The sequence below is a fragment of the Streptomyces sp. NPDC048516 genome, assembly GCF_043199875.1.
GTDB lineage: Bacteria > Actinomycetota > Actinomycetes > Streptomycetales > Streptomycetaceae > Streptomyces.
The window spans coordinates 1-22,944 of the sequence record NZ_JBICWS010000012.1; the positions used below are offsets into that span (position 1 = coordinate 1).

Here is a 22,944-nt window from a genome sequence, read left to right on the forward strand (position 1 = left end):
GCCGCCGGCATCTGGCACAACTGGACCACCGGCGCCAAGATCAAACGATCCCTGATCGCCTTCGACCACTGAGAACATCGGACTCATTCATCTAGGTCAGGATTCGCCGAAGAAGTACTGCGCGCCTATGCCTTCGCGTGTGCGATGTGCGGGTACGACGGGACACTGGGACGGAACCCGGTCGGGACGAACCGCCCTGTCTCCCCCGCCGCCAGCCGGAGTTCATGCCCGCCCAAGCCGAATCGAAGGATCACGTTCGGTACGCGGATAGCGTCTCAGGGTCAGCCGATAGGGCTCACCGCCACCTTGGAAGCCGCAATGTCGAGGCATGCCGCGCCCCGGAGATGCCCAGGGACAGGGGCAGCCCGTTGCGGTCCGTGATCAGGTGGATCTTCGAACCGCTCTTGCCTCGATCGGTCGGATTCGGTCCGGTCAGTGGCACCCTTCTGCCGCCCTGACGCTGACGGAGTCAATCGCACACCGCGACCAGTCCAACGCTGCGCGGGCGCCGAGCTCGTCGAGGATGACGCGGTGCAGCCTGGCCCACACCCGGTCCCGGCTCCACTGGGCGAAGCGCCGGTAGACGGTGGGCCAGGCCGGCCCGAACACCGGCGGCAGTTGCCGCCACGTGCAGCCCGAGGTGGCCACGAAGATGACCGCTGCCAGACAGGCGCGGTCACCGGCCCGTCGGCGGCCGCCGCCTTGCGGGCGTATGACCTCCGTCGGCGGAACCACCCGCCGGAACAGCACCCACAACTCGTCCGGCACCAACCGCTCCACCAGATCCGTCATGCACGGCTCAACGAACGATCACACCATCAGAAACGGCGTCCAAGAGGTCCCACCGGACTTTCCGTTGAGCTGTCGTGTCGAGCGAGAGGCCGGTTTCGGCGAGACGCGCCCGGCCACCGCGACCGCGGATGTGACCGACGCCGATGCGCCGGCCGCCGCGCCCGGCATGCTGTCCACTGCGGCTCCGGTCCCCTCAAGAGGGCGCGCGGCCGCGCCGCAGGCAGAAGAGCAGCGCTTACGGCAGCGGCGTTCCTCCGGTGGCGTTGACGATCTCGGCCGTGATGTAGCTCGCCTGCGGGGAGGCCCGGCTCTGTTACGGCCAGCCCTGCTTCACCTCTGCGGGGGCGGTGTTCCAGCTCTTGGGTATGAACGTGATGACGTAGGTTGCGCGGTCGAAGTCCGCGTATCCGGCAGACCAGTTCGGGAACTTGCTTTCGTATACGTTCATGGGGCCCATGCCGCCATTGGGCGCGTGATAGTGGTTGGCGTGGGTCCATATGGTTTTGTCGGCGTCCGCTTCCGCCTGAGCCCCGAACCAGCCGTAGTCGAAATTGACCCAGCTTTCGCCAGGCTGCGCGGGACTGCGCGGAATATTCCTGTCCCTCGACATGTCGACCAGGCCTGTGCCCTGGTCGGGGCGGAAGGCCTCCGGGTCACCGTACTTCCTCTTGTCAGAGGAGCCCCGCTGGTCCTGCCCGCTCCAGAAGTGCTTCGAGTAGACCACCGCCTTCATCTTGGACGGGTCGTAGTTGCCTCCGTCCCTTTCCCTGAAGGACGGCGTATTCCTCAGCGCCGAGTAGAAGTTCGAGCGGCTGTCCTCGTGGAGCAGAGCGTCATTTCTGTTCACGAGCTCTGTCTTGAGGTGGTCGGTGTAAGTCCCCTCGTCGTGCGCGCTATCCAGGGCCTTGTTCATGACGGACGCCACCTCACGCGCCCGCTGGAAACCCTTCCCCTCGTCGAAACTGTCCTTGGCGATCCGCCCCTCAAACTCCGCTTGCGTCTCATTGGGGCGTGGCCTGCTGTTTTCCAGGTCGTTCTTGTACTTGCTCTCGTCGAAGAACGCGAACGCCAGCTTGTTCGTCGGGTAGGGGCCCGAGTTGACCCAGGTGACGCCGACGCAGCCGTAGGACAGCTTCTCTCGCTGCTCTTCGGTCATTTGCTGTTGGTTGCCGTCACGGCGACTGTAGGTCTGCTGCCACTTGCGTATGTAGTTGTTGACGACCGTAGTGGCCCTTCCTCCGTAGGCCCGGTACGCGTCTGGCATCCGGTTGAGCGGCTCGGCGGGAGGGGTCACCCGGTCGTCGGCAGCGTCGGGGGCCCGGAAGAGCGCACTGGCGCTCGGCGGTAATTCCGCCAGAGAATTGCCAGGTTGACCCGCAGTCAGGGCTCTTTGGTTCAGTGCGTTGATGTTCTTGACGTCCTCCACCGTCAGGCCGTGCGTTTCGGCGTAGGACCCCTCCCATTCCCCGTCGCCGCCGCCGGCGGCATGACTGACCGACGGCATGACTCCGGCCGTGCATATCACCGCACCCACAGTGGCGAAGGCGAGTAAACTCCGACGTTTGTACATGGAAATCAGTAACTCCTTTGTTGTGGATTCTCATGAAACGGGGCATGCGAGCGAACGACGCACTGAGGGGTTTGCGGTAAGCAGCCGCTTCGGACCTCAGCCGCGCGCCCCGGGGTCGCCGCGCCGGCGACAGGAAGGAACGCCGCCACGAGGCGGAAGGAGATGCGGCAAAGGCGGGAGACGGCGGTGGCGGTGGCGGTGGCGGTGCAGTCGTCGCCGGCCATGACCTCATGGTCGGCGTGCCGCCCGGGCCGGGCGGCACCGGTGCCTCGCTACATCAGCGTCGCCACCGAGACGCGGGTCCGGCCCGGGGCGACGGGGGTCGGGGCGGCCGCCTGGGCCCCCTGGGCGAGGGACAGGGCGGGGGCCGCGGTCACGGCGACGTCGACGGCGGGGAGAGCGCGGAAAGCGATGGGGCATATCACGTATCGGCTCCTGGATGAGTGATCAGCTTGATACGGACAGTGATCATGTCCTCGCGCCAACTCCCCCGCAACGTCGCGGTCTGAGAATCGGCCAATCTGCCACGTAGGACGTATCCGGCCATGCGTCCGAGCCGGCCCATGGGGATGCATGCGGCAGCGTTTCCCTGCTCATGGCATGTGATTCGCGGCAAGGCCGGCCGATACCGATGCTGTCGAGAGGCCCACGGTGCGATTGCAGCCGTCGTCGCCGCCCGGACAACGAGCCCCCTTCAGCGGGGTGAACCGGCTGAAGGGGCATATCGCGGCCCACAGCTCACAAGTGCATGCAGCGGTAGCGGACAGAGCATCACAAGGATCCGGTCCCCGGCGGGGATCACGCCCGGTGGTTCGCCGCCGCGGTCCGTCCGGAGCGCCGCAGCGGCGAAACTGCAGATCCACGTGAACACCATGTGCTACCGCTTGGCGGAATCAAGGATATCTCCGGGTTGGACTTCGCCAACGCCGATGCCATGCTCCTCGCTCACCTTCAGCTGCGGCTGGCCGCGTTGCGGCGCGCTGCCGTTGACGCGGACGACACAACGAACCCCGCAAGGTCAGCCGTAGGAGCCGGAACATCCCATGAAGGAGAGCCGATGAAGATCGAGTCCGCCGAACTGGTACGGGTGGAACTGCCGCTGGTGACACCGTTCCGCACCTCTTTCGGCACCCAGACCCGGCGGGACGTGCTGCTGATCCGGGTGCTGACCCCTGAGGCGGAGGGCTGGGCGGAGTGCGTGCCGGGCAAACACCCGGTGTACTCCAGCGAGTACACCGAGTGCGCGCACCGGGTCGTCGCGGACGAACTGCTGCCCCCGCTTCTCGGCGGCGACGTCACCGCCGCGTCGGTGATGCCGGCGCTGTCCGGGGTGCAGGGCCACCGGATGGCGAAGGCGGCGGTGGAGACCGCTGTACTGGATGCACAACTTCGGCCGGGCGGCGAACCTGGCCCTGGCCGGGTTGCCCAACTTCACCCTGCCCTCGGACATCTCCGGCTCCGACCGGTACTACCAGCAGGATCTCACCGAGCCGTTCACGGTCGTGGACGGGCTGATCTCGGTGCCCACCGGGCCCGGGATCGGCATTGCCCCGATCCCGGAGGTGCTGGCTGTGGAGGCGGCCCAGGCACAGCCGGTACTCGCGGTGGCCCGGGACGTCGCTGCCGATTTCGGACTCGGTGAGCTGTGCGGGGTGTCCGTCGGCGGCGGGTCGGACGGCACCTTCACCGCGAGCATCGGCGTGCCGACCCTCGACGGGCTGGGTACGGTGGTCGCGCTCGCACATGCCGAGGGAGAGTGCGTCGTGATCGCCGCGATGTCCCGCCGCGCGGCCCTGTCGGCCGGACTGATCGACGGCTGGTCCGAGAACCCCTCGCCACGACGTCAGGACGTCCGGTCGGGTCCCGGCCCCTCTGAGTCGCAGTCGCTTCGACGGTCTCGATTCCGATCCGCACGGCGCGGCCGCACGTCACCAGCACACGCATCATCAAGGCCGGCCATCGCGTCATTTCCCCGCCTACGGCCCGCTCCCTCCGGGCCTGTGCCAGAGGAGTATCAATGAAGAGCCTGTTCCGAAAGATGCCGGTGGAGGAGGTGCTCGCCCGCGGCACGCGTAGTGGGCTCAACCGGCGGCTGTCGGGTGTGGACCTGATCGGATTCGGCATCGGCATCATCATCGGCACCGGCGTCTTCACGCTGACCGGTATCGAGACCAAGAATCACGCCGGGCCGGCCGTCGTCATCTCTTTCGCCATCGGCGGCATCGTCGCGGCCCTGGCCGCGATGTGCTACGCCGAGCTGGCCTCGGCAGTGCCCACGGCGGGCAGCGCCTACACCTACGCGTACGCCACCCTCGGCGAAGTCTTCGCCTGGGTGATCGGCTGGGATCTGCTGTTGGAGTTCGTGCTCGGCGCCGCCGTGGTCGCGCGCGGCTGGTCGGGTTACGTCGCGAATCTGCTGGGACTTCCTGGCGAGTGGTTCGGTGAGACCTCCACCATCAACATCGGTGCCATCCTCATCATCGCGGTACTCACCGTCGTCGCCGTGGCCGGAATCCGCGGATCGTCCCGTGTGACCAATGCCTTGGTCGTGGTGAAGGTCGCGGTGTGCGTGCTGGTCATCGTGGCTGGTCTGTACTACTTCAAGGCAGCCAACCTCCAGCCGTTCGTACCGCCCGCGCAGCCCTCCGAGGCCAGTGCGAGCGTCACAGAGCAGCCCCTGGTGCAGGCCCTGCTGGGAATGGGGCAGTCGGTCTACGGCGTCGGCGGGATACTCACTGCTGCGGCGGTCGTGTTCTTCGCCTACACCGGGTTCGAGGCCCTGGCCAATCTCGGCGAGGAGACCAAACGGCCCAGGCGCGACCTACCGGTCGGCCTGCTCGGCAGCCTCGCCGTCTGCACGGTGCTCTACATAGCCGTCGCCTTGGTCTTGAGCGGGATGGCCGACTACCGGCACATCGACGAGGGAGCCCCGCTGGCCGCCGCCTTCCAGTCGGTGGGAGCGCCCTGGATCGCAGCGCTCATCTCGCTGGGTGCGGTCACGGGGCTCACGTCGGTGATGATGGTCGAGTTGGTCACCATCGGCCGCATCGGCTTCGCCATGAGCCGCGATGGGTTGCTGCCGACATCTTTGTCGAAAGTACATCCTCGGTGGGGTACCCCACACCGCATGACGATCGCGGGCGCTGGGATCATCATGCTGTTCGCCGGGTTCGTGCCCCTGTCCGAACTCGCCGACATGGTCAGCGTCGGAGCACTGTCCGGATTCGTCATCGTCGCGCTTGCCGTACCGGTGCTACGGCACCGCCAACCGCAGCTCCCCCGACCGTTCCGGGTGCCGCTGTCGCCGTGGTTGCCCATCCTCACCGCGGTGGGATGCCTTTACCTGATGCTGAACCTCAGCGTCATGACCTGGCTGCGCTTCGTTGTCTGGCTGGTCGTCGGTCTGGCCGTGTACGTCAGCTACGGCCGACGGAACGCTCGGATCGCGGACTCGCCCCCAGCGAAGACCACGGGTGAGCTCATCTGAGGCGAAGTCCGCTACGCGTCACCGCATGTTCCGAGTGGACACTGGTGTGGCACGGCCCTTGCCGTGCCACACCAGCTCTTGCGAACCCACCACCGCACAACCGTCGGGGGCTGCCACACGACGTTCGTTCCGCTGAAGCTTGGTGGCGCGGGTGGAGATCGGCGCCGCTGCTCGGCGCCGCGCAGGGCGTTGACGAAGCCCATGACCTCCTCGTTGAGCGGCCTCGTGCCGTTGCGCCGCGCGCCGCGGTGGTAGGCGGATTCGTGTCTGGGCCCGAGAGCGGCCAGGTCCCGCTCGACGGGCCCCAGCGTGACCAGTTCGAAGTCGGCGTCAAGGTCGCCCCGTGGCGGAGGCAGGCATCTTCATCGGCGCCACCGGAGCATGGCTAGCGACAGGCTCGATGGTCGCACCGCACATGGCCGAACCGTGTGAAGCAGCGCAGTGCGAATTCGCAGGGCTGCACCGCGAAGGAGCACGGCTGGTCTGCTGCTCCGATGCCGGTGCCGGTCCCCGCAAGCCCCACGGCGTGTTCCCCTACCGGATCATCCACTTCGGCTCTCTCAGCCTCATCAACACCGAAGCCGGTACGACGACTCTTCCCGGCAGCGGCGAAAGTGCACGTCCCACATGGCCGGCGCCCACGCCTGCATGACCGTGCACGGGCATTCCATGTCAGCCGCGAATGAACCGATTCGGTGTCGGCAGTTGTGGCGAGTCCTGGCCATCGCCCCGCCACCCAAGCGGTACGGCACTCCCCCGCCTTGCCCCTCCGTGCCGACGCATTCCCGCACACGCCCTCCCGCTGACTGACATGCGCCTCGCTCTCAAGGCCGGCCGGTCCCCTGCGCCGTACGGCTACATCAGGACAACGAGGGAGCTGTGGTCGTCGTGGAGGGTGGTGACGACCTCGACGTCTGCCGCGGACAGCGGTGCTCGGCCTGCAGAACGCTGGTGAACACCGTGCGCCGTCCCTCGGCGCACTCCGGACCGGTGCGGACGGTGATAGCGACACCAGCTGTTCGTGTATCCGGCGCCGGCCGGCGGCCGTCGATGTCTTCTCGGAGTCGGCGGCCGACGCGCCATCGGCCGTCGCGACCGGTGTGCGCGGCGTCCGCGACGGGCGTATGCGCCCCGGACATCCGCCTCCTGCTGCGGTGGAAGTGGGGGGTGTTGACCGCGAGCCCGTTGGCGGAAATCGCCTGCTCGCCCGCCGTCCCGACCAGGCATTGCTGTACGGTCCGTAACTGATCAGGTGCGTTCTGTCACGGGCCTGTGCTGGGTGTGGATGGTTGCTTCAAGTGAGGCGAGTAGCTGGTCTGTTCTTCCTTCTGCTGCGGTTCGGAGGCTGGGGCTCTGTGTCAGTACGTGTGGGTGACATCCGGGAAATCCTTGAGCAGGCGGCACCGGGGGGAGCGGTCGAGATCCCCGTATCCGTACTGGATGGCCAGGCGCCCGATGTGGGCCTGGTTTTCCGTGGCGGCCGCCTGCGAATCGAGGGCGCGGTATGTGATCTGACGGAGTTGCGGATCACCGGGCAGGCCGCGACGACCAGTCGCCGATGGTGCGTGGTTGGCAGCCGGTCGAAACCCCCATTGGCGGCGGCGGCATCAGCGTGGAGTACGAGAAGTCGCCGGTGCGGGTCGCGGGGGCGTTTACTGCGATGCCGATCCTGGCGGAGGACGGGCCTTTCAAGGATTACGAGGCGGCGTTCGGCGGGGCGCTGCTCCTTGACACCGGGAAATTCAACGGGTCTTTGATGGGCGCGTACCTCGAGCCCCGCACCAGCAGCGTTCGGCCGTCATTGTTCGCCTACGGTTCGCTGGGCAGCGAGGTGGGTGTCACTCCGCCCCCCTTTGCCGTGCGGGGCGTCGCCGCGGGCGGCGGCTGGAACAGCCGGGTGCGGGTGCCGAGGGCGGACGAGCTGGGCGCATTCCCGTTCCTCATGGCCCTGGACAACCCAGGTGCGATCGGAGCGGACGGCCCCTCGGTCGATCCCCTGAAGGTGCTGACCAGTCTGATCGGCCCGCCCAGACCGTGGGTGATTCCGCAGGAGGGCGACTTGTGGTTCGCCGCCGGTGTGGCCTTTGACTGCTTCAAGACATTGCGCGGGCGCGCGATGCTCCTGGTGCAGACGGGATCGGAACTGACGATCAGCCTGCTCGGGGCCGGCGGCGCACAGCTGCCGACGCAGAGTGAGAAGAAGATCGCCCGGCTGGAGATCGGCTTCGAGGTGACGGTCAAGCCCGTTGCCGGGGAACTGAGCATCAGCGCCGGCTTCACCGAGAAGACCTTCCTCATCGACGAGAAATGCAAACTGCGCGGCGGCGTCGGGATGAAGTTCTGGTTCGGCAAGCACCCCCGGGCGGGGGACTTCGCTCTGATCCTCGGAGCCCTCCCGCGGGGCCGCGAACTGCCCGGCCATTACCCGAAGTCGGAACCCGCCGGTCTGGATTGGGGGATTGGCAACACAATCAAAATCAGCGGCACTGCCTATGCCCCGCTCAAGGCGTCCGAGGAAAACCCCTCGACGCCGGAGGAGAGGGGCGAGCTGATCATCGTCGGCTCACGGCGCCACCGCGACCCGGCCGATGTGGAACGGATCAAGGTGAAAGTGCCGGCCGGGACGTTCTCACCGGACCTGGCCACAAACCTTTCCAGCGTCACCGCGCGGATCAGCCTCGACGGCTGGACCGGCACACTGAACGAGTCATCGGACGAGTTCGTCTTCACGCCGGCAGGAAGCTACGAAACGATCGGGCCCGACACCGGATTCACCATCCAGCTGTCCCGGATCCCGATCAGCCGCAAGGTCGGCACCGCACCGATCACCGTAACCGAATACTCCCGCACCAGCGGGAGCGCTTTCCCGGACCGCTCCACCACATTCGACGTCGGCAAATTCCCGGCCGACTTCTCCATGCACGACTTCATCGCCGGGGCACTCGTCATCGATAACGGCGGCGAGGTCACCCTGACCTGGAAACGCTCCACCAACGCCACATACGAACTGCTCTACGGGGACACCAGCCTCAACGTCACCAACGAAACCAGCCGCACAATCACCAACGTCAAATCCGACACCACCTTCTACCTGCGCGGCACCACCAGCAGCGACCCCACCAACCCCGTCACCCGCATCCTCACCACCCAGGTCACCGTCCGCAAACCGGACCTCGACGTCGGCAACCTCACCGTCCATGGTGAAACCCTCTTCAACAACACTGTCCGCGCAATGTCCGCCGTGACGGTCACCGGCGGCATGACCGTCGAAGGCGCACTCACCGCCAACGGCACGCTCACCGCCAACGGCGACGTCAACGCCGCCGTGGTCGACAAGACCGTCCGAGTCGCCGACCTCCGTGGCCCCGCCGGCACACCCCTCAAGATCAACAGTCACGTCACCGTCCCGACCGGCAACAACGTCAGCATCGGCGGCAGCGCGACAGTCATTGGCACTCTGGTCGCCGCAGGAGCTGTGCAGTTCGCGACCGCCCTGTTCAGCGCGCAGCCCACGAGGAAGAACTACCCGAGGGGAACAACCAAGCCCAGCGAAGGCAGCAAGTGGACCATGACCGCCGCCAAGGATGGCTTCCTAGTGGTCGAGGCCGCGAGTCACCAGTGGTTCACTGACGACGAGATGCACGGGCGCAAGCACCGGATCTTTGTCAGCACTCCGGGGATCACGTACTACTTCGACCTCGTCGCACAGGGAAAGAAGACCCAGCAGCATTCTCAGGGAATCTGAGGAAACACGTCGGTCCCGCTGGCGAAAGGCTCCAACGTCTCCGTATGGATCGCCGACGTCGACAATGCGGGAAGCACGAAGGAGTGGGTGGCGATGTACATCTGCTGGTACACACTCGGCGCGTGACACGGCAGCATCAGGTCACGAACGCGATTGAGGTCTCCTGCCGGCCGGCCGCGGGCGAGGGTGGCTGATCTATTGCGAAGCACGTGCACGAGTGGCCCGTTGTTCGACGGAGTCCAAGCTCGGGGCGATGACGGCGAAGGCGCGGCCGGTCAGTTCGGTGGGGTCCTCGGCGCCGTCGCTGTCGCTCCACCGCTGCAGCACTGCGTCGAAGGCGGTCAGCGCCATCCCGGCGGCCAGTTGCGGGTACAGGTCGGTGCCGGGGTCGAGCTCCAGACGGCGCGCCAACTCCGCGCTCAGGTCGTCGCGCCACTGCGCTTGGCGCTCCAGGAAGCGAGCGCGCAGAGCGGGGGTACGCAAAATCAGCTGAACCACCGGCAATGCCCTGTCGGAGTGGTCGCCGCAGGCAGCGATGGGGACAGAGACGGTGTGTGACAGCGCGACGGACGGTCGTTCCTCGAGGGAGCGGGCCGCCAACTCCGCGCGCATGCCGGTGCCCATGTCGGCCAGGAACTGGACGACCACATCCTCCTTGGACGCGAAGTACCGGAAGAACGTCCGCTTGGATACGCCGGCGGCTGCCACGATCTCGTCGACGGTGACGGCGTCGAACCCCTTCCGCGCCAGCAACTGCAGTGCCGCTTCGGTCAGCTCATTCGAGACGAGCTGACGTTTGCGCTGGGCCATGGAGATTTCAGGGCGGGAACTCACCGGGCCATGGTAACGCCATGCCTTGCATGACACTCAGTAGCACGTTGACACTTGGTGCCATCAACGACAGCATGTGTCGCATGATGAAGCATCAGCCCTGGACCGCCGGGCAGATTCCTGACCAGACCGAGCGGGTGTTCGTGGTCACCGGGGCCAACGGTGGCCTCGGCCTGGCGACCACCCGGGCACTCGCCCGCAAGGGCGGGCACGTGATCCTCGCCGTCCGCGACGAAGCCAAGGGCCGCCGGGCGTCCGCGCAGATCACCGCCGGGCTACCGGGAGCCCGTCTCGAGGTACGCCGCCTCGACCTGGCCGATCTCGACTCGGTCCGCGCCTTTGCCGACCGGCTGCGCTCCGACCATGCGCGGCTGGACGTACTGGTCAACAACGCCGGCGTGATGGCGCCGCCCCGGACGCTCAGTGCGCAGGGCCACGAGCTGCAGTTCGCCGCCAACCACCTTGGCCACTTCGCGCTCACCGGTCTGCTGCTCGACCTGCTGGCCGACGGCAGTGACCCCCGGGTGGTCACGGTGAGTTCGACCAATCACCGGCAGGGGCGGCTCTTCCTCGACGACCTCTCCGGCGAGCGCAAGTACTCGCCCATGAGGTTCTACAACCAGTCAAAGTTCGCCAACGCCGTCTTCGGGCGGGAACTCCACCGGCGACTGACAGCGGTCGACAGCCCCGTGAGCAGTGTGCTCGCCCACCCCGGCTACACCGCCACCAACCTGCAGACGAGCGCGCCGTACGGCATCGTGAAGCTGCTGTTCGGTCGCCTCCTCACGCCGCTCGCCCAGTCCCCGGACCAGGGCGCGTTGCCTCAGCTGTACGCAGCGACCGCCTCGGACGTGAAGAGCGGACAGTTCATCGGACCGGGCGGCATGGCCGAGCTCCGTGGCGCGCCGAAGCAGGTACAGCTGTCTCCGGCGGCGGCCGACGCCGGTACCGGCCGCCGACTCTGGGAGCTGTCAGAGGAATTGACCAACCTGCGGTTCGCGCTTCCGACCCTGCCCAGCTGAGGCACGGCGTGGACGGTCCGCAAGCCATCCCCGTCTCGGTGTTCGCCATCCTGCAACGCACCGCACGGTGCCGCAGGACCTGATCCACCGCTACCCGGCCCGCGCCGAGCAGAGCGGGCGGCACCATCCCTTCCTGGAGATCCCCATGCGGAAGTGCCGTGGGCTCAGCCGGGCGAACTGCACTATCCAGGATGGCTGCGACGCCGTGATCACACCTGTCACGGCAAGATCATTTCACCGGGGCCCGCAGCTGTGGAATGGGCAGGACGTGCTGGCTCAGCTTGCCGTTGCTGTTCGCACCCCAAAGGCGACCAGCACGGCTCCCGCCAGACGGCTCATCCCGCGCCGGAAGCGGTGGGCGATGGCGGGCACCGGCGGCGTGCTGGTGAGCCCGGCAGGATGTCGAGTCAACACCGACCATGGTCCGGTCGATCCGGTCCTCCGCACCGGCATCGGCCTGGCTGGCCCGCGGGAGTCTTTCCCAGGTGCCGTCCGCTGACCAGCGTCGATGCCGGTCGTAGACCGCTTTCCAGCTCCCGAACCGGGACGGCAGATCCCGCCATGGGATACCGGCCCGCCGGCGGAAGAGAATGCCGTTCATCACCCTTCGGTGGTTCCTCCACCGCCCGCCCCGCCCGGTGTTCCGCGGCAGGGTGCGGCTACGGCCGGGCCCGCTCTGCGTTGGATGGATCACCCCGTCCCATGAAGGACGGAACGACGCGGACGCCGCCCAGTCACCAGAGCCGTCTGACATTCCCAAGGGCTGCACTCCGGGCGCCAGTCGGCCACGCCCTCGGCCTCGGCCTCAGTGAGCCAACCCAGAACAGGGTGGGTCAGGGCGGCGCCGTGAGCGCGGCGCGGGGAAACGGGATGGTCCCACCCGGGTGAAGCTGTAGCGGCCCAGCAACGACGCTGCCTTCTCCGGCTCATTGCCACGTGACTCACCGGCGTCATCGCTGACTGCACGGGGCTGAGATGGGCATGTGAGGCAGCTCACGCTCGGGAACTGCATAGCGGGACGCGGGTCAACGCCTTTGTAGGGGTGTAGGCAAGTGATCGAGGCGAGGGATGGCGTTGATGGGGCAGTTGCGGGCCGATGCGTTCGACCGGTTCGTCGCGGCTCGTTGGTCGGCACTGCTTCACCTGGCGCATCTGCTCACCGGTGGAGACCGGCATCGGGCCGAGGATCTGCTGCAGGAGGCGCTGGTCAAGCTGTGGTTCGCGTGGCCGAGGGTGGCCGAGCAGGCGCCGGAGGCGTATGTGCGCCGGGTGCTGGCACGTGCGGCGGCTCGCTCGGCGCGACGTCGCTGGTGGGGCGAGCGTCCGGTGGAACGGTTGCCGGAGTTTCCCGAGGCCGGCGATGTGGCCGCTGCCGTGGAGGAACGAACCCGGTTGGAGGCCGCGCTGGCATTGCTGCCGGTGCGGCAGCGCGCCGCGGTGGTGCTGCGCTATTACCAGGACCTGTCCGAGGTGCAGGTTGCCGAGGCGCTGGGGTGTCCGGTGGGCACCGCCCGGTCCCATACGTCACGGGGCGTGACGCGGTTGCGGCAGCTCCTGGGTGACGCCATCGAGCCGGTGAAGTGAAAGGAGACATCATGGAAGACTTCGAACACGAACTCGCGCGGATGATGCGCGATACCCAGGCAAACACCCCCTTTGAGGACCAGCACCGGCAGCGGCTGCATGCTGGGGTCCGTGCCCGTCGGCGTGCTCGCACGGTCTGGATGGCCACCGGCTCGGCGCTGACGATCGCCGGGCTCGGCGTCGGGCTGGAAGTCCTGCCCAGCGCCTTCGCTCAAGGCGGGCCCACGGTTCCTCATCATCAACCCACCTCCACGACCGCGCCGGTCCCCATCCCGACCCGCACCTGCACGACCGTGCCGGTCCCCTTTCCCACCCACACCCCAACGACCGTGGCGGTCCCGATCCCCACCCGCACCTGCGCGACCGTGCCGGCCCCGCTCCCGACCCACACCTCAATGGCCAAGTAGCGCCGGCCAAGGTTCGAGCTACGGCGCAGGAGCGGACGGTAATGGCAGGAATACCGAGGCCAAGGAGCGGGGATCTTGGAGTGGCATCGACCCGCCGGCGGAGCGGCCTGACGTCAAACTGACAGCGCGCGCCCGGGATGAAGGAGAGGGAGCGGGAGTTCGGTAAGTACGCTTCGAAACTCGCCGCTTACCTGCGCGACTCCGTTCGGCAGCGGCAGTGGCCCCGGGGCGAGGAGCACCTCGCCCCCATGCGAACGCTGCGCCACACTGCACTGCTGCTGGAGCTTCGAGTCGACCACCACCGACCGCCCGCCGGCCCGCAGATCCGCGAGCCACCGGTGATATCCGCGTTCCCGCCGCGTCAGCTGCCCGCGCCGCGACCAGGCCGCCGGGCCGCAGCGGTTCAAGCCGCTACCCGAACCAACTTCCCGTCGACATCCGCATGCTGACACCTACGGCGGCAACTACCGAACGAACACGATCACCAGAATCTCCGCATCAGCAACAACGACGCTGCCACGGTGCCTGTGGGCCCACCGCAACCCCGCAGTCGTTTGATTCACAGGCAACCAGCCACTGAGATGGTCCCGCCGGCGAAGGCACCAACCAAGAGATCGCCATGCGGTGCCGCTGTCAAAGACGTGCCCGGCGCCACGAGTTCCATGACTTGGCGTCAGCCTTGACTGCACTCAGAAACCTACTCTCGGCCAGCGACGACAGCTGCCTGCAACAGGAATATCGAGGCGCATCCAGATTAGCGGAAGCCATTGGCGATCAGTCCGCGAAGACAACCGTGCTCGACTCAATTCTTACCCGTGCGCCTTATGGGACAGATCACTTCAGGAACCGAATGCCCGTACCCCAGCGAGCTGCCATTAATGGACGCTCCGACCACCGAGAGGGAAGCAACTCTTCGGGCAAGGACAGTCGGGAATCAGCAGCAAATGCTCTATCAGCTTGCGAGCGTAAGGACAATTTGAAAAGTGTCTACCGTATTTGTCAGGGTTTTCAAAACGCCCGGTCTTCGCAAAAAGATACTCTTCACGCTGGGACTCTTGCTTCTCTATCGGTTGGGGCAGAACATCCCGGTCCCCGGGGTGGATTACCGGTACGTTACGCAGTGCATCAAGGAGGGTGTCGGTGACGGCGGCTTCTTCGGCCTGATCAACACGTTCAGCGGCGGTGCGCTACTGCAACTCACCATCTTCGCCCTGGGGATCACGCCGTACATCACGGCGAGCATCATCCTTCAACTGCTGACGGTGGTCATTCCGCGCCTGGAGGCGCTGAAGAAGGAGGGTCAGGCGGGCACTGCGAAGATCACCCAGTACACCCGGTACCTGACGCTGGGCCTGGCGGTGCTCCAGGGTGCCGCCTTGGTGGCCAAAGCCCAAAGCGGTGGACTCTTCCCCACCTGCCAGGTCCGCACCCAGATCGTCCCGGACACTTCGATCCTCCGGACCTCCGTCATGGTCATCGTCATGACCGCCGGCACCGCCGTAGTGATGTGGCTCGGAGAACTCATCACCGACCGCGGCATCGGCAACGGCATGTCAATCCTGATGTTCACCTCCCTCTCCGCCAGCCTCCCGGCAAATCTGTGGGGGATCAAGAAGTCGGGTAAAATCCTTAGCGGCTGGGGCGAGTTCGCCATCGTGATCGTGGTCGGCCTCTGCATGGTTTGCCTCGTGGTCTTCGTCGAGCAGGCGCAGCGTCGGATCCCGGTCCAGTACGCAAAACGAATGATCGGCCGCCGTTCATACGGCGGCACTTCGACCTACATCCCGCTGAAGGTGAACCAGGCGGGTGTAACTCCCGTCATCTTCGCCTCATCACTGCTCTCCATACCCAGTTTGATCGATCTCGGCGGCAACTCGGCGTCAGGATGGGCCCGGTGGATCGCCACCAACCTCGCCAGTGGTGACCAACCGATCTATCTGACACTTTACTTCCTGCTGATCGTTTTCTTCACTTTCTTCTACGTCTCCATCTCCTTCACCCCCAAAGATATTGCCGACAACATGAAGAAGCATGGCGGGTTCATCCCCGGCATCCGGGCCGGCCGACCCACGGCTGACTACCTGGGCTACGTGCTCAACCGGATCACCTGGCCGGGAGCGCTCTACCTGGGGCTGATCGCCCTTGTGCCCACAGCGGCACTGGTGCTGTTCAACGGCAGCAATTTCCCGTTCGGCGGCACCAGCATCCTCATCATCGTGAGCGTCGGTTTGGAGACCGTGAAGCAGATCGAGAGTCAGCTCCAGCAGCGCAATTACGAAGGGTTCCTACGCTGACCCGCATTGTCCTGGCTGCGATGGCCCCGCCCTCGCCCCGTGGCGCAAGCCGCGTGCTGTGCACGGTTCGGGCTAGATCCTGCTGGATGTCGCGCTCGCCGTCGCTTTGGGCGGGGACTACCTGGTCGACGTCGGCGTGCTGGGCCGAGCCGGCCGTGTTCGGCTCATCGGCGCACTCGCCGCCGGCCGCAAGCGCGTCGTATCAGCACCGCCCGGGCCGAAGTACGCCAACGCGTCTGGAGGTTGGCCGGGAACGCAGCGCAGGACGCCGACGGTCAGGTGACCGTGGACCTGGACGGGCCGGCCGGCTTGGCGAACCCGAACGAGAAACGAGCGGGCGCGGCGGCCGGCGCTCCGGTCTTCGCGCAGTGAGGGGGGAATGATGCGCTCCACCACTATCGGACCCGATGGCCCAGAGGTGTGCCGTCTCGGGCTCGGCCTCGGCCTCGGCCTCGGCCGCATGAGCATGACCGGCAGTTACGGCACCGCCGACCTGCACGAGGCCGCGGCAACTGTGCTGGCGGCGCTCGACTCGGGTGTCACGATGTTCGACACCGGCGATTTCTATGGCCACGGAGCGAACTAGGCGCGTATCGAGTCGTGATCAATGATGTGGGACGCCGCTGCGCTCAACCATGGCCATCAGCTGTCCGGAAACTGATCGAACAGCAACTCGTAGCCGTCGAGGTCCAGCCCCATGAAGATGCGGCTCCACGGGGGCGTCTTCGGGTTCCAAGTCACTGGGAGCCCTTCGTCTCGCCATAGGGCGTGCACGGCTTGGAGGTCCCTGGTAGGCACAGTCAGAACGAACCCGCTGCCGAGCGGCCCTGTTCTGACCGTTCGCTCGCGATCAGCGTTGTGGTACCCGTGGTTGAGCAGGTCGGACAGGATCAACCAAGTGTGCCCGAAGGCCAGGTAGCGAATTCCCGGATATGTAGTGTACGGAATCTGTTTGAAGCCCAGTCCCAGGTACAACGTGCAGGGCGCGCCCAGGTCCCGCACACGCAATCCAACCTTGAGTTGTCGCGATCCACCCATGCCGCCCGACGCTCACGAGGAATGGGAGGACTCACCGCAGGGCTACCCGCAGACGCCGCCGTATCTTTGGTGGAACTACCACGACAGGTACGGCGCAACCCCGATGGAGGCCCGGGGTTAAGAGGTCGTCTCCCGGCTACTACCGCACCATCCCGCGCTGCGCGGCGGTAGCCGCTGTGTGATCCGGTTGAACAAGTCCGTCAGCGGCTCGCCGATCTCCCGACCGAACTCAGTCAGCCCGTAGGTGACTTGGGGCGGCGTCGTCGGCTCGACCTCCCGCCAGACCAGGCCGTCCTTGACCAGCGCGCGCAGGGTCTGAGCGAGCATCTTCTCGCTGACGCCCTGGATGCTGTCGCGCAGCTCGAAGAACCGAAGGTCGTTGCTCCGCAAGGAGATCAGCACCCAGATGCCCCACCTGCTGGTCACGTGGTCGACCACGTCCCGCGCGGGGCAGTCGGTGTGAAACACCTCATACCGATGGCCCGCCCCGGCCTGCGTAAGCTGCGCGCCTTCCTTCATGTCCGGAGCTTACCTCTGGGTATGTTCTTACGAAAAGTAAGTCCTGCTTCTAGCGTCAACTGCCGTAGTGCACAACGGACTAGGAGCTGCAAATGATCGTGGTGACCGGGGCTACCGGAAACGTGGGCCGGCCTTTGACGCAGGCCCTGACCGCGGCGGGCGAGCAGGTGACAGCGGTGTCGCGGCACGCGGCGGCGCTGCCGGACGGCGTCCGGCACGTGATGGCCGACTTGGCCGAGCCGGCAGGCCTCACGCCCGCATTGGACGGGGCGAAGGCGCTGTTTCTCCTGCTGTCCGGAGACCTGCACGCCCCCGGAGCCAGGCCGGCCGACATCATCGGCCTGGCCAAGGACAGTGGGGTCCGCCGGATCGTCCTGCTGTCTTCGCAGGGCGTGGCGACCAGGCCGGTCGGCCCGTCGCGGGTCGCGATGCGCGCGCTGGAGGACGCGTTGCGGGTGTCCGGCCTGGACTGGGCCGTCCTGCGGCCGGGCGGCTTCGCCTCCAACGCCTTGGCCTGGGCGGAGTCCGTCCGCACGCAAGGGGAGGTCGCCGCACCCTTCGGCGACGTCGGGGTGCCGGTCGTCGACCCGGCGGACATCGCCGAGGTCGCGGCGGCCTGCCTGCTGGACGCCCGGCACACCGGCGGGGTGTACGAGCTGACCGGGCCGGAGGTGATCACGCCGCGTCAGCAGGCAGAGGCCATCGCCGCCGCGCTCGGCTCGCCGGTGCGGTTCCACGAACTCACCCGCGACGAGGCCAAGGCCGCGATGACCCAGTTCGTGCCGGCGGAGCTCGCCGACGACACCCTGGACATCATCTCCGCCCCGAACCCGGCCGAACTGCGGATCAGCCCGGACGTGGAACGAGTCCTCGGCCGTGCCCCGCGCCCCTTCAACGGCTGGGTCGCCCGCCACATCGCCGCTTTCCGCTGAGGCACAACTCAACTGAAGTGCCCGGCCCGGGCAGCCTTGTGCGACTGCACTCGCACGAGGCTGCCCACCTCTCCGGTGCCGTCGTCGTCGCGCGAGGTGCCGGGGCGCGCAGGCCCTCAGGCCCGGCCGTGGACGACCGCCCACGACCGGGCCGGCATCGCGCATTCAAGTTCACTGGCCGGGCCGAGGTCGGGATCGTGCTCCGTGCCTGCTGGTCAGCCCATGCGCCCGCTCCACCGGGCGCTTTCGTCAGGTCCGCTCCACAACGCCCTTCGGTCCGCGGCCACGTTCAGGCTCACCTCCACCCCCATCCTTTTCGCTGCGCTCGGGGGCAGGGCGAACCCCTGCGTCATCACCTTCTTCATTCCGGGCAACAGGAGCGTTTTGCCCAGCCCGCGGGAAGGGTCTTCGCCTTCGAAGACGGCCTGGGCCCCTCGCCCGTTGGCGTCCGTGGCCCCGATGCTGATGAGCTCTTCAAGATCCACCATGTTGGTCGAGCCGTTGCGGATCGTGACCTCCACCGCCCGTGTCCGGTTGCCCGGTGTATATCCGCGCTGCCAGTCGTGTCGCATCGTGCGGGGGGTGTACGGCTTGGGTGCCGAGACCGTCACCTGCACCCCATTCTTGAAGCACCAGGTGGTATCGAAACTCACCGGGCCGCTGCCAGGTGCCCCAGCGGCCTTCGGTTTCGGGGAGGGTGAAGCGCCGGCCTTGGCCCCCGATGAGGCCGTTGTTTGCTGCTGTCCGGCCTGGCATGAGACCTGGTGGAAAGGGTCGGTGGCGGCCACCGCGCCATTGATGCACCACACGGTGGCCAGCCCCCCAAGGACTGCGCCGGTCAAGCACCTGCCCCGGTTGCCGGCGTAACCCTGCTTCGCCCGCCGGGCCCCGAGAATCCCCAGGGCCAGAGACAGGGTGGTCAAGAACCCCGCCACCCAGAAGAAGACCCGGGCAGGGCCGGTCGAGCCGACGACGCCGAGGGTCGCGAGGATGAGGAGGCCCAGGACCGCGAGGGTGAGGGCGGCAATGCCAAGACCGTTGCGGGGCGGCCTGGGACGGATGGGATGGGGAGCAGGCGGTCCGGGGGCGTCCGTCTCGGCCGGGCCACCGGGAAAGCCGGCCCCGGTGTGAGACGGCGGTGAGATGTCTCCGCAGGAGCGTCCCGCCTGCGGGTTCGGGGAATCTGCCATGGCCACTCCGTTCTTGCGACGTCCGGATACGTGCCTGCTCGGGCACCGTCACCGGGCGGTTGCGACCTTCAGGTGCACGGGTTGCCTGGGGAGAGGGGCAGAAGACGCGCCAGGTTGCTTCTGCAGTTCCCACCGGGATTGGACGCCGTCTGTCGGATACGTGCCGAAGTTGCTCCGACGTGGATCATCCACCGGCAGAAACAGCCAGGTCAGAGGGGTGCGAACGATGACCTGCGCGTGTCTCTTCCAAGCTCCTGCTCCGCTTCACCACAGCGCCAGTTCCCATGCCGGCTCCCCGGCCATGGAATGCGACCAGTCGACCGGCGTGCGCACGCGGCCGTCGCGGACGAGGGTGTCGGCGGCCCGGACATCGAGGTGCAGGAAGCTGCCGATGTCTCCTCCGGTATGACGAGCCTCAGCTCTTCAGGCAGGCCGGCGGCCGGGTCGTTGCGGGGCCTGCCGGCAGTTTTGGGTCGGAGTGCCGCAGTACGGACCAACGGCGTACCACACGTTCGGCGATGCTCTCGGCGATGCTCGTCGTAGTGGCGTACCGCGAAAACCTGGGGCACGGGGATTCCCAGAGGCTTCAGATGGCTGTCCGTCTTGCTCGCCCTGCGCATGTCGCCGAGCGCGGTGGTACCGCCATCCCCCGGCTTCGCATAAGTCCGCTGTCCCCAGCAGGCCGTCCGGCTCGCGCTGATCTTTGCCGCCCAAGGGCCTTCTGTCACAACTCACCATCTGATTAAGGTGTCTTGAGACCGCAGAGCGCGGTCGAAGGGAGATCTTCATGCCCCTCATGCCTATGCAGACCAGCCTCGCACCGCACAGCCTTCCTCGCTTCGAAGACGCAGAACCGCTCGGCCCCCGGGACGCGGACTTCGCCAGGGACATCAAGGCCGTGCTGGAGAAGCACGGCAACCTGGACCGGTTCGGTCTGGTCCTGTTACACGACCACTTCTCGGTCGGCAGCGACGAAGTGCTCGTCGAGACGAACGACCCGCAGGCCCGCACACTCCACGTCGAGGTGGAGAAGAAGGGAGAGACCAAGCACGCCCACCCATCGCAGTGGCGGTTCGTCGCGGACTCCGAGGAGACGCCCACCGCGCAGAGCGACAGCACCCCCTACGAGGCGCTGATGCTGTGCCTGACAGTTGCCTGCAGCGACCGCTGAGGTCGAACGGCCCCGGCTGACACGTCCGCGCACACGGGGAGGGCTGTACAAGTTCCCATGGGTACAGCCCTCGCTGTGTGACGCCAACCTCCGCTTCCTCTTCGAGACCGTCGGTGACCTCCACCGCAACCCGGTTTGACGCCGATCCGCGCCACCACAAACGCATCATGGACCGCGGACGGTGGGCCGTTGCCTGCCGTCCGCCGGAAGACCAGATTGCCGTGGCGGTCGCCGCGGGCGGCGCGCACCAGGGCGTAGTCGCAGCGGATGGCCTCCTCCAGGACGTACGACGTGCCGTGGAAGGAGCGGGTCTCCTTGCGCGGTGAGGCGGTGGCGATGCCCCCGCGCTGTCGTAGCGCCAGGGCAGCCCGCCGTCGGCGATGTCGGTGCCGATGCCCGCGGGGGTGTAGAAGGCGGGGATGCCGCAACCGCCGGCGCGCAGCTTCTCGGCGAGGGTGCCCTGGGGGATGAGTTCGACCTCGATCTCTCCGGCCAGGTACTGGCGGGCGAACTCCTTGCTCTCACCGACGTAGGAGCGGGTGACCCGGGCGATGCGCCCGGCGCCGAGCAGTACGCCCAGGCCCGCGTCGTCGACACCGCAGTTGTTGGAGACCACGTGCAGTGCGCCGGCGCCCTGCGTGTGCAGGGCGTTGATGAGGGTTTCGGAGATACCGCAGAGCCCGAACCCGCCGACGGCGAGTGAGGCTCCGTCGGGGATGCCGGTGACCGCCGCCCCGGCGGTCTCGATCACCTTGTCCACGTCCGTCGTGCTCCTTTCGTGAGGTGCCTTCGCCCCGGCCGCGGCAGGGGCGAAGGCCGCTGTGCGCGGGTGGTTTCAGCTCGCGGGGGTGGTGCAGCGTTCCGTGTCGGAGGACCGGCCGCCCAGGGCGTGGCGGCGCTGGTGCACGAGGCCCGCGACGACCGCGAGGGCCGTGACCATGAGAGTGAGGAACAGCGACCGGCTGGTCGAAGGGGTCATGGCCATACCGCCGACGATTGCCAGCAGCACCGCCAGTACCAGCAGGTTCAGAGAGGGAAAGCACCACATGCGCAGGGTCAGCAGCTGCGGGGACTCGCGCTCCAGGCGGGAACGGGCGCGCAGGTGGGTCACGGTGATGGACACGTAGATGACGACCGCGATGGAGCCGGACGATTCCAGAAGGAATTCGAAGACGGTGGTGGTCGGCAGGAAGTAGTTGGCGACCACGGTGGCCAGTCCGACGCTGGAGGCCAGCAGGACGGCGGTGACGGGGCATCCGTTGGCGGCCGTGCGGCCCAGCGCCTTCGGCGCTTCGCCGCGCCGGGCCAGGCTGTAGACCATGCGCGAGGAGGAGTACAGACCGGAGTTGAGACAGGACAGCACGGCGGTCAGCACGATGACGTTCATGACGGGGGCGGCGTAGGGAATCCCCAGGTGTTCCAGCACGGCCACAAAAGGGCTCTGGGTAACGGCCGTTGAGTTCCAGGGCAGCAGGGTGATCACGACGGCGATGGCGCCGACGTAGAAGAGCAGGATGCGCCACACGACGCTGCGCATACCGGCGCGGACCGCCTCGGCGGGGTGCTTGGCCTCACCGGCGGCGATGGTGATGGCCTCGGTGCCGAAGTAGGAGAAGAACACCACCAGCGAGGCCTGGAGCGCCGGCAGCCAGCCGTTGGGGGCGAATCCGCCGTGCCCGGTCAGGTTGCTCAGGCCCGGCGCGTGGCTCGACGGCACCGCGCCGAGGATCGCGGCGAGCCCGATGAGCAGGAAGACCACGATGGCCGCGACCTTGATCATGGCGAACCAGAACTCGAAGCGCCCGAAGGACTCCACGCGGGAGAAGTTGACGGCCATCAGGGACGCCATGATGACGAGCGCGGCGAGCCAGGTCGGCACCGCGGGGAGCAGCTGGTGGGCGATGGCCGCCCCGGCGATGGCCTCGAAACCGATGACCACGCACCAGTGGTAGGCGTAGAGCCAGCCCACCGACAGTCCGGCCCAGCGGCCGAGTTCACGGCCCGCGTAGCTGGAGAACGAGCCGGTCTCCGGCTGGGCCACCGACATCTCGGCGAGCATTCGCATCACCAGGACGACCAGGGCACCGATGGCCGCGTAGGCGATCAGTACCGCGGGCCCGGCCAGATGGATCGCCTTGCCGCTGCCGACGAAGAGGCCGGCACCGATGACACCACCGATGGCGATCATCGTCAGCTGCCGGTTGGCGAGGGCGCCGCGCAGATGCACGGAGCCGCCGCCACCAGGGGGAGCGCTCATGGGGGCCTCCAGGGCCGGATGGGGACGAGGGGGTGCGCGCCGAGCAACGAGCTGCGCAATGAAACTTGCACGAACCAGTACGCATGCAAATTGTATGTACGTCAA

Annotated in this window: 17 protein-coding genes and 6 pseudogenes; 14 read left to right on the forward strand and 9 right to left on the reverse strand. The window is 67.1% G+C overall.

Annotation, left to right across the window (positions count from 1 at the left end):
• Window positions 1-93: 93 nt before the first annotated feature.
• Window positions 94-186: pseudogene (locus tag ACGFR7_RS23320) on the forward strand (restriction endonuclease); the annotation flags it as partial.
• 121 nt (window positions 187-307) lie between these two features.
• Here the strand turns inward: ACGFR7_RS23320 and ACGFR7_RS23325 are convergent.
• From ACGFR7_RS23325 to ACGFR7_RS23335, 3 genes and pseudogenes are all read right to left on the reverse strand, one after another.
• Window positions 308-792 (reverse strand): annotated as a pseudogene (locus ACGFR7_RS23325) (IS5 family transposase); the annotation flags it as partial.
• A 313-nt stretch (window positions 793-1,105) separates the two neighbouring features.
• The gene (locus ACGFR7_RS23330) at window positions 1,106-2,362 is read right to left on the reverse strand and encodes a protein-glutamine gamma-glutamyltransferase (RefSeq protein WP_393322416.1); all 1,257 of its coding nucleotides are present in this window, start codon (window positions 2,360-2,362) and stop codon (window positions 1,106-1,108) included.
• A 272-nt stretch (window positions 2,363-2,634) separates the two neighbouring features.
• A complete protein-coding gene (locus ACGFR7_RS23335) occupies window positions 2,635-2,787 on the reverse strand; it encodes a hypothetical protein (protein WP_393322419.1) in 153 nt (50 codons plus the stop codon).
• Window positions 2,788-3,419: 632 nt separating this feature from the next.
• Here ACGFR7_RS23335 and ACGFR7_RS23340 point away from each other — a divergent pair.
• From ACGFR7_RS23340 to ACGFR7_RS23360, 5 genes and pseudogenes are all read left to right on the forward strand, one after another.
• Window positions 3,420-3,695: pseudogene (locus ACGFR7_RS23340) on the forward strand (o-succinylbenzoate synthase); the annotation flags it as partial.
• A 46-nt stretch (window positions 3,696-3,741) separates the two neighbouring features.
• Window positions 3,742-4,383, forward strand: coding sequence for a hypothetical protein (locus tag ACGFR7_RS23345; protein WP_393322421.1), 642 nt, complete (start codon window positions 3,742-3,744; stop codon window positions 4,381-4,383).
• The gene (locus ACGFR7_RS23350) at window positions 4,380-5,849 is read left to right on the forward strand and encodes an APC family permease (RefSeq protein ID WP_393322424.1); all 1,470 of its coding nucleotides are present in this window, start codon (window positions 4,380-4,382) and stop codon (window positions 5,847-5,849) included. The genes ACGFR7_RS23345 and ACGFR7_RS23350 overlap by 4 nt, the downstream gene beginning before the upstream one ends.
• A 343-nt stretch (window positions 5,850-6,192) precedes the next feature.
• Window positions 6,193-6,501, forward strand: coding sequence for a hypothetical protein (locus ACGFR7_RS23355; RefSeq protein ID WP_393322427.1), 309 nt, complete (start codon window positions 6,193-6,195; stop codon window positions 6,499-6,501).
• A 906-nt stretch (window positions 6,502-7,407) separates the two neighbouring features.
• Complete coding sequence (locus tag ACGFR7_RS23360) at window positions 7,408-9,594, forward strand: DUF6603 domain-containing protein (protein ID WP_393322430.1); 2,187 nt, start codon at window positions 7,408-7,410, stop codon at window positions 9,592-9,594.
• 195 nt (window positions 9,595-9,789) lie between these two features.
• Here ACGFR7_RS23360 and ACGFR7_RS23365 read toward each other — a convergent pair whose 3' ends face one another.
• On the reverse strand, window positions 9,790-10,428 hold the full coding sequence (locus ACGFR7_RS23365) for a TetR family transcriptional regulator (RefSeq protein WP_393322433.1): 639 nt from the start codon (window positions 10,426-10,428) through the stop codon (window positions 9,790-9,792).
• A gap of 80 nt (window positions 10,429-10,508) precedes the next feature.
• Between ACGFR7_RS23365 and ACGFR7_RS23370 the strand changes: the two genes are divergently transcribed.
• Complete coding sequence (locus tag ACGFR7_RS23370; protein WP_393322435.1) at window positions 10,509-11,447, forward strand: oxidoreductase; 939 nt, start codon at window positions 10,509-10,511, stop codon at window positions 11,445-11,447.
• Window positions 11,448-11,757: 310 nt separating this feature from the next.
• Here ACGFR7_RS23370 and ACGFR7_RS23375 read toward each other — a convergent pair.
• Window positions 11,758-12,151, reverse strand: a pseudogene (locus ACGFR7_RS23375) (transposase); the annotation flags it as partial.
• Between the two features lie 373 nt (window positions 12,152-12,524).
• On the opposite strand from ACGFR7_RS23375, the gene ACGFR7_RS23380 reads away from it, so the two are divergent.
• The 5 genes and pseudogenes from ACGFR7_RS23380 to ACGFR7_RS23400 all read left to right on the forward strand — a co-directional run bounded on the left by ACGFR7_RS23380 (window position 12,525) and on the right by ACGFR7_RS23400 (window position 16,318).
• Window positions 12,525-13,031 (forward strand): SigE family RNA polymerase sigma factor, encoded by a 507-nt coding sequence (locus ACGFR7_RS23380; RefSeq protein WP_393322437.1) that lies wholly within the window; start codon window positions 12,525-12,527, stop codon window positions 13,029-13,031.
• Between the two features lie 11 nt (window positions 13,032-13,042).
• A complete protein-coding gene (locus tag ACGFR7_RS23385) occupies window positions 13,043-13,438 on the forward strand; it encodes a cellulase (RefSeq protein ID WP_393322438.1) in 396 nt (131 codons plus the stop codon).
• A gap of 983 nt (window positions 13,439-14,421) precedes the next feature.
• Complete coding sequence (gene secY / locus ACGFR7_RS23390; RefSeq protein ID WP_393322441.1) at window positions 14,422-15,732, forward strand: preprotein translocase subunit SecY; 1,311 nt, start codon at window positions 14,422-14,424, stop codon at window positions 15,730-15,732.
• 28 nt (window positions 15,733-15,760) lie between these two features.
• Window positions 15,761-16,074, forward strand: a pseudogene (locus tag ACGFR7_RS23395) (IS1380 family transposase); the annotation flags it as partial.
• A 40-nt stretch (window positions 16,075-16,114) separates the two neighbouring features.
• Window positions 16,115-16,318, forward strand: coding sequence for an aldo/keto reductase (locus tag ACGFR7_RS23400; protein WP_393322443.1), 204 nt, complete (start codon window positions 16,115-16,117; stop codon window positions 16,316-16,318).
• A gap of 569 nt (window positions 16,319-16,887) precedes the next feature.
• Here ACGFR7_RS23400 and ACGFR7_RS23405 read toward each other — a convergent pair.
• Complete coding sequence (locus tag ACGFR7_RS23405; protein WP_393322446.1) at window positions 16,888-17,289, reverse strand: winged helix-turn-helix transcriptional regulator; 402 nt, start codon at window positions 17,287-17,289, stop codon at window positions 16,888-16,890.
• A gap of 92 nt (window positions 17,290-17,381) precedes the next feature.
• Between ACGFR7_RS23405 and ACGFR7_RS23410 the strand changes: the two genes are divergently transcribed.
• Window positions 17,382-18,221: an SDR family oxidoreductase gene (locus ACGFR7_RS23410; RefSeq protein ID WP_393322449.1), complete on the forward strand. Its 840-nt coding sequence runs from the start codon at window positions 17,382-17,384 to the stop codon at window positions 18,219-18,221.
• A gap of 215 nt (window positions 18,222-18,436) precedes the next feature.
• Here the strand turns inward: ACGFR7_RS23410 and ACGFR7_RS23415 are convergent, their stop codons facing one another.
• Window positions 18,437-19,411 carry a hypothetical protein gene (locus tag ACGFR7_RS23415; RefSeq protein WP_393322452.1) on the reverse strand — a complete coding sequence of 325 codons (975 nt, stop codon included), beginning with the start codon at window positions 19,409-19,411 and terminating at the stop codon, window positions 18,437-18,439.
• Between the two features lie 787 nt (window positions 19,412-20,198).
• Here ACGFR7_RS23415 and ACGFR7_RS23420 point away from each other — a divergent pair.
• Window positions 20,199-20,582: a hypothetical protein gene (locus ACGFR7_RS23420; protein ID WP_393322455.1), complete on the forward strand. Its 384-nt coding sequence runs from the start codon at window positions 20,199-20,201 to the stop codon at window positions 20,580-20,582.
• Between the two features lie 128 nt (window positions 20,583-20,710).
• Here the strand turns inward: ACGFR7_RS23420 and ACGFR7_RS23425 are convergent.
• Both ACGFR7_RS23425 and ACGFR7_RS23430 read right to left on the reverse strand, forming a co-directional pair.
• Window positions 20,711-21,342 (reverse strand): annotated as a pseudogene (locus tag ACGFR7_RS23425) (CoA transferase subunit A); the annotation flags it as partial.
• Window positions 21,343-21,417: 75 nt separating this feature from the next.
• Window positions 21,418-22,839 (reverse strand): amino acid permease, encoded by a 1,422-nt coding sequence (locus tag ACGFR7_RS23430; RefSeq protein ID WP_393322458.1) that lies wholly within the window; start codon window positions 22,837-22,839, stop codon window positions 21,418-21,420.
• Window positions 22,840-22,944 lie beyond the last annotated feature (105 nt).

Coding starts and splice junctions, on each gene's coding strand:
- ACGFR7_RS23330 (WP_393322416.1), bottom strand. CDS start 2,362: ATGTACAAACGTCGGAGTTTACTCGCCTTCGCCACTGTGGGTGCGGTG.
- ACGFR7_RS23345 (WP_393322421.1), top strand. CDS start 3,742: ATGCACAACTTCGGCCGGGCGGCGAACCTGGCCCTGGCCGGGTTGCCC.
- ACGFR7_RS23350 (WP_393322424.1), top strand. CDS start 4,380: ATGAAGAGCCTGTTCCGAAAGATGCCGGTGGAGGAGGTGCTCGCCCGC.
- ACGFR7_RS23360 (WP_393322430.1), top strand. CDS start 7,408: ATGGTGCGTGGTTGGCAGCCGGTCGAAACCCCCATTGGCGGCGGCGGC.
- ACGFR7_RS23370 (WP_393322435.1), top strand. CDS start 10,509: ATGATGAAGCATCAGCCCTGGACCGCCGGGCAGATTCCTGACCAGACC.
- ACGFR7_RS23380 (WP_393322437.1), top strand. CDS start 12,525: ATGGGGCAGTTGCGGGCCGATGCGTTCGACCGGTTCGTCGCGGCTCGT.
- ACGFR7_RS23385 (WP_393322438.1), top strand. CDS start 13,043: ATGGAAGACTTCGAACACGAACTCGCGCGGATGATGCGCGATACCCAG.
- ACGFR7_RS23400 (WP_393322443.1), top strand. CDS start 16,115: ATGCGCTCCACCACTATCGGACCCGATGGCCCAGAGGTGTGCCGTCTC.
- ACGFR7_RS23405 (WP_393322446.1), bottom strand. CDS start 17,289: ATGAAGGAAGGCGCGCAGCTTACGCAGGCCGGGGCGGGCCATCGGTAT.
- ACGFR7_RS23410 (WP_393322449.1), top strand. CDS start 17,382: ATGATCGTGGTGACCGGGGCTACCGGAAACGTGGGCCGGCCTTTGACG.
- ACGFR7_RS23415 (WP_393322452.1), bottom strand. CDS start 19,411: ATGGCAGATTCCCCGAACCCGCAGGCGGGACGCTCCTGCGGAGACATC.
- ACGFR7_RS23420 (WP_393322455.1), top strand. CDS start 20,199: ATGCCCCTCATGCCTATGCAGACCAGCCTCGCACCGCACAGCCTTCCT.
- ACGFR7_RS23430 (WP_393322458.1), bottom strand. CDS start 22,839: ATGAGCGCTCCCCCTGGTGGCGGCGGCTCCGTGCATCTGCGCGGCGCC.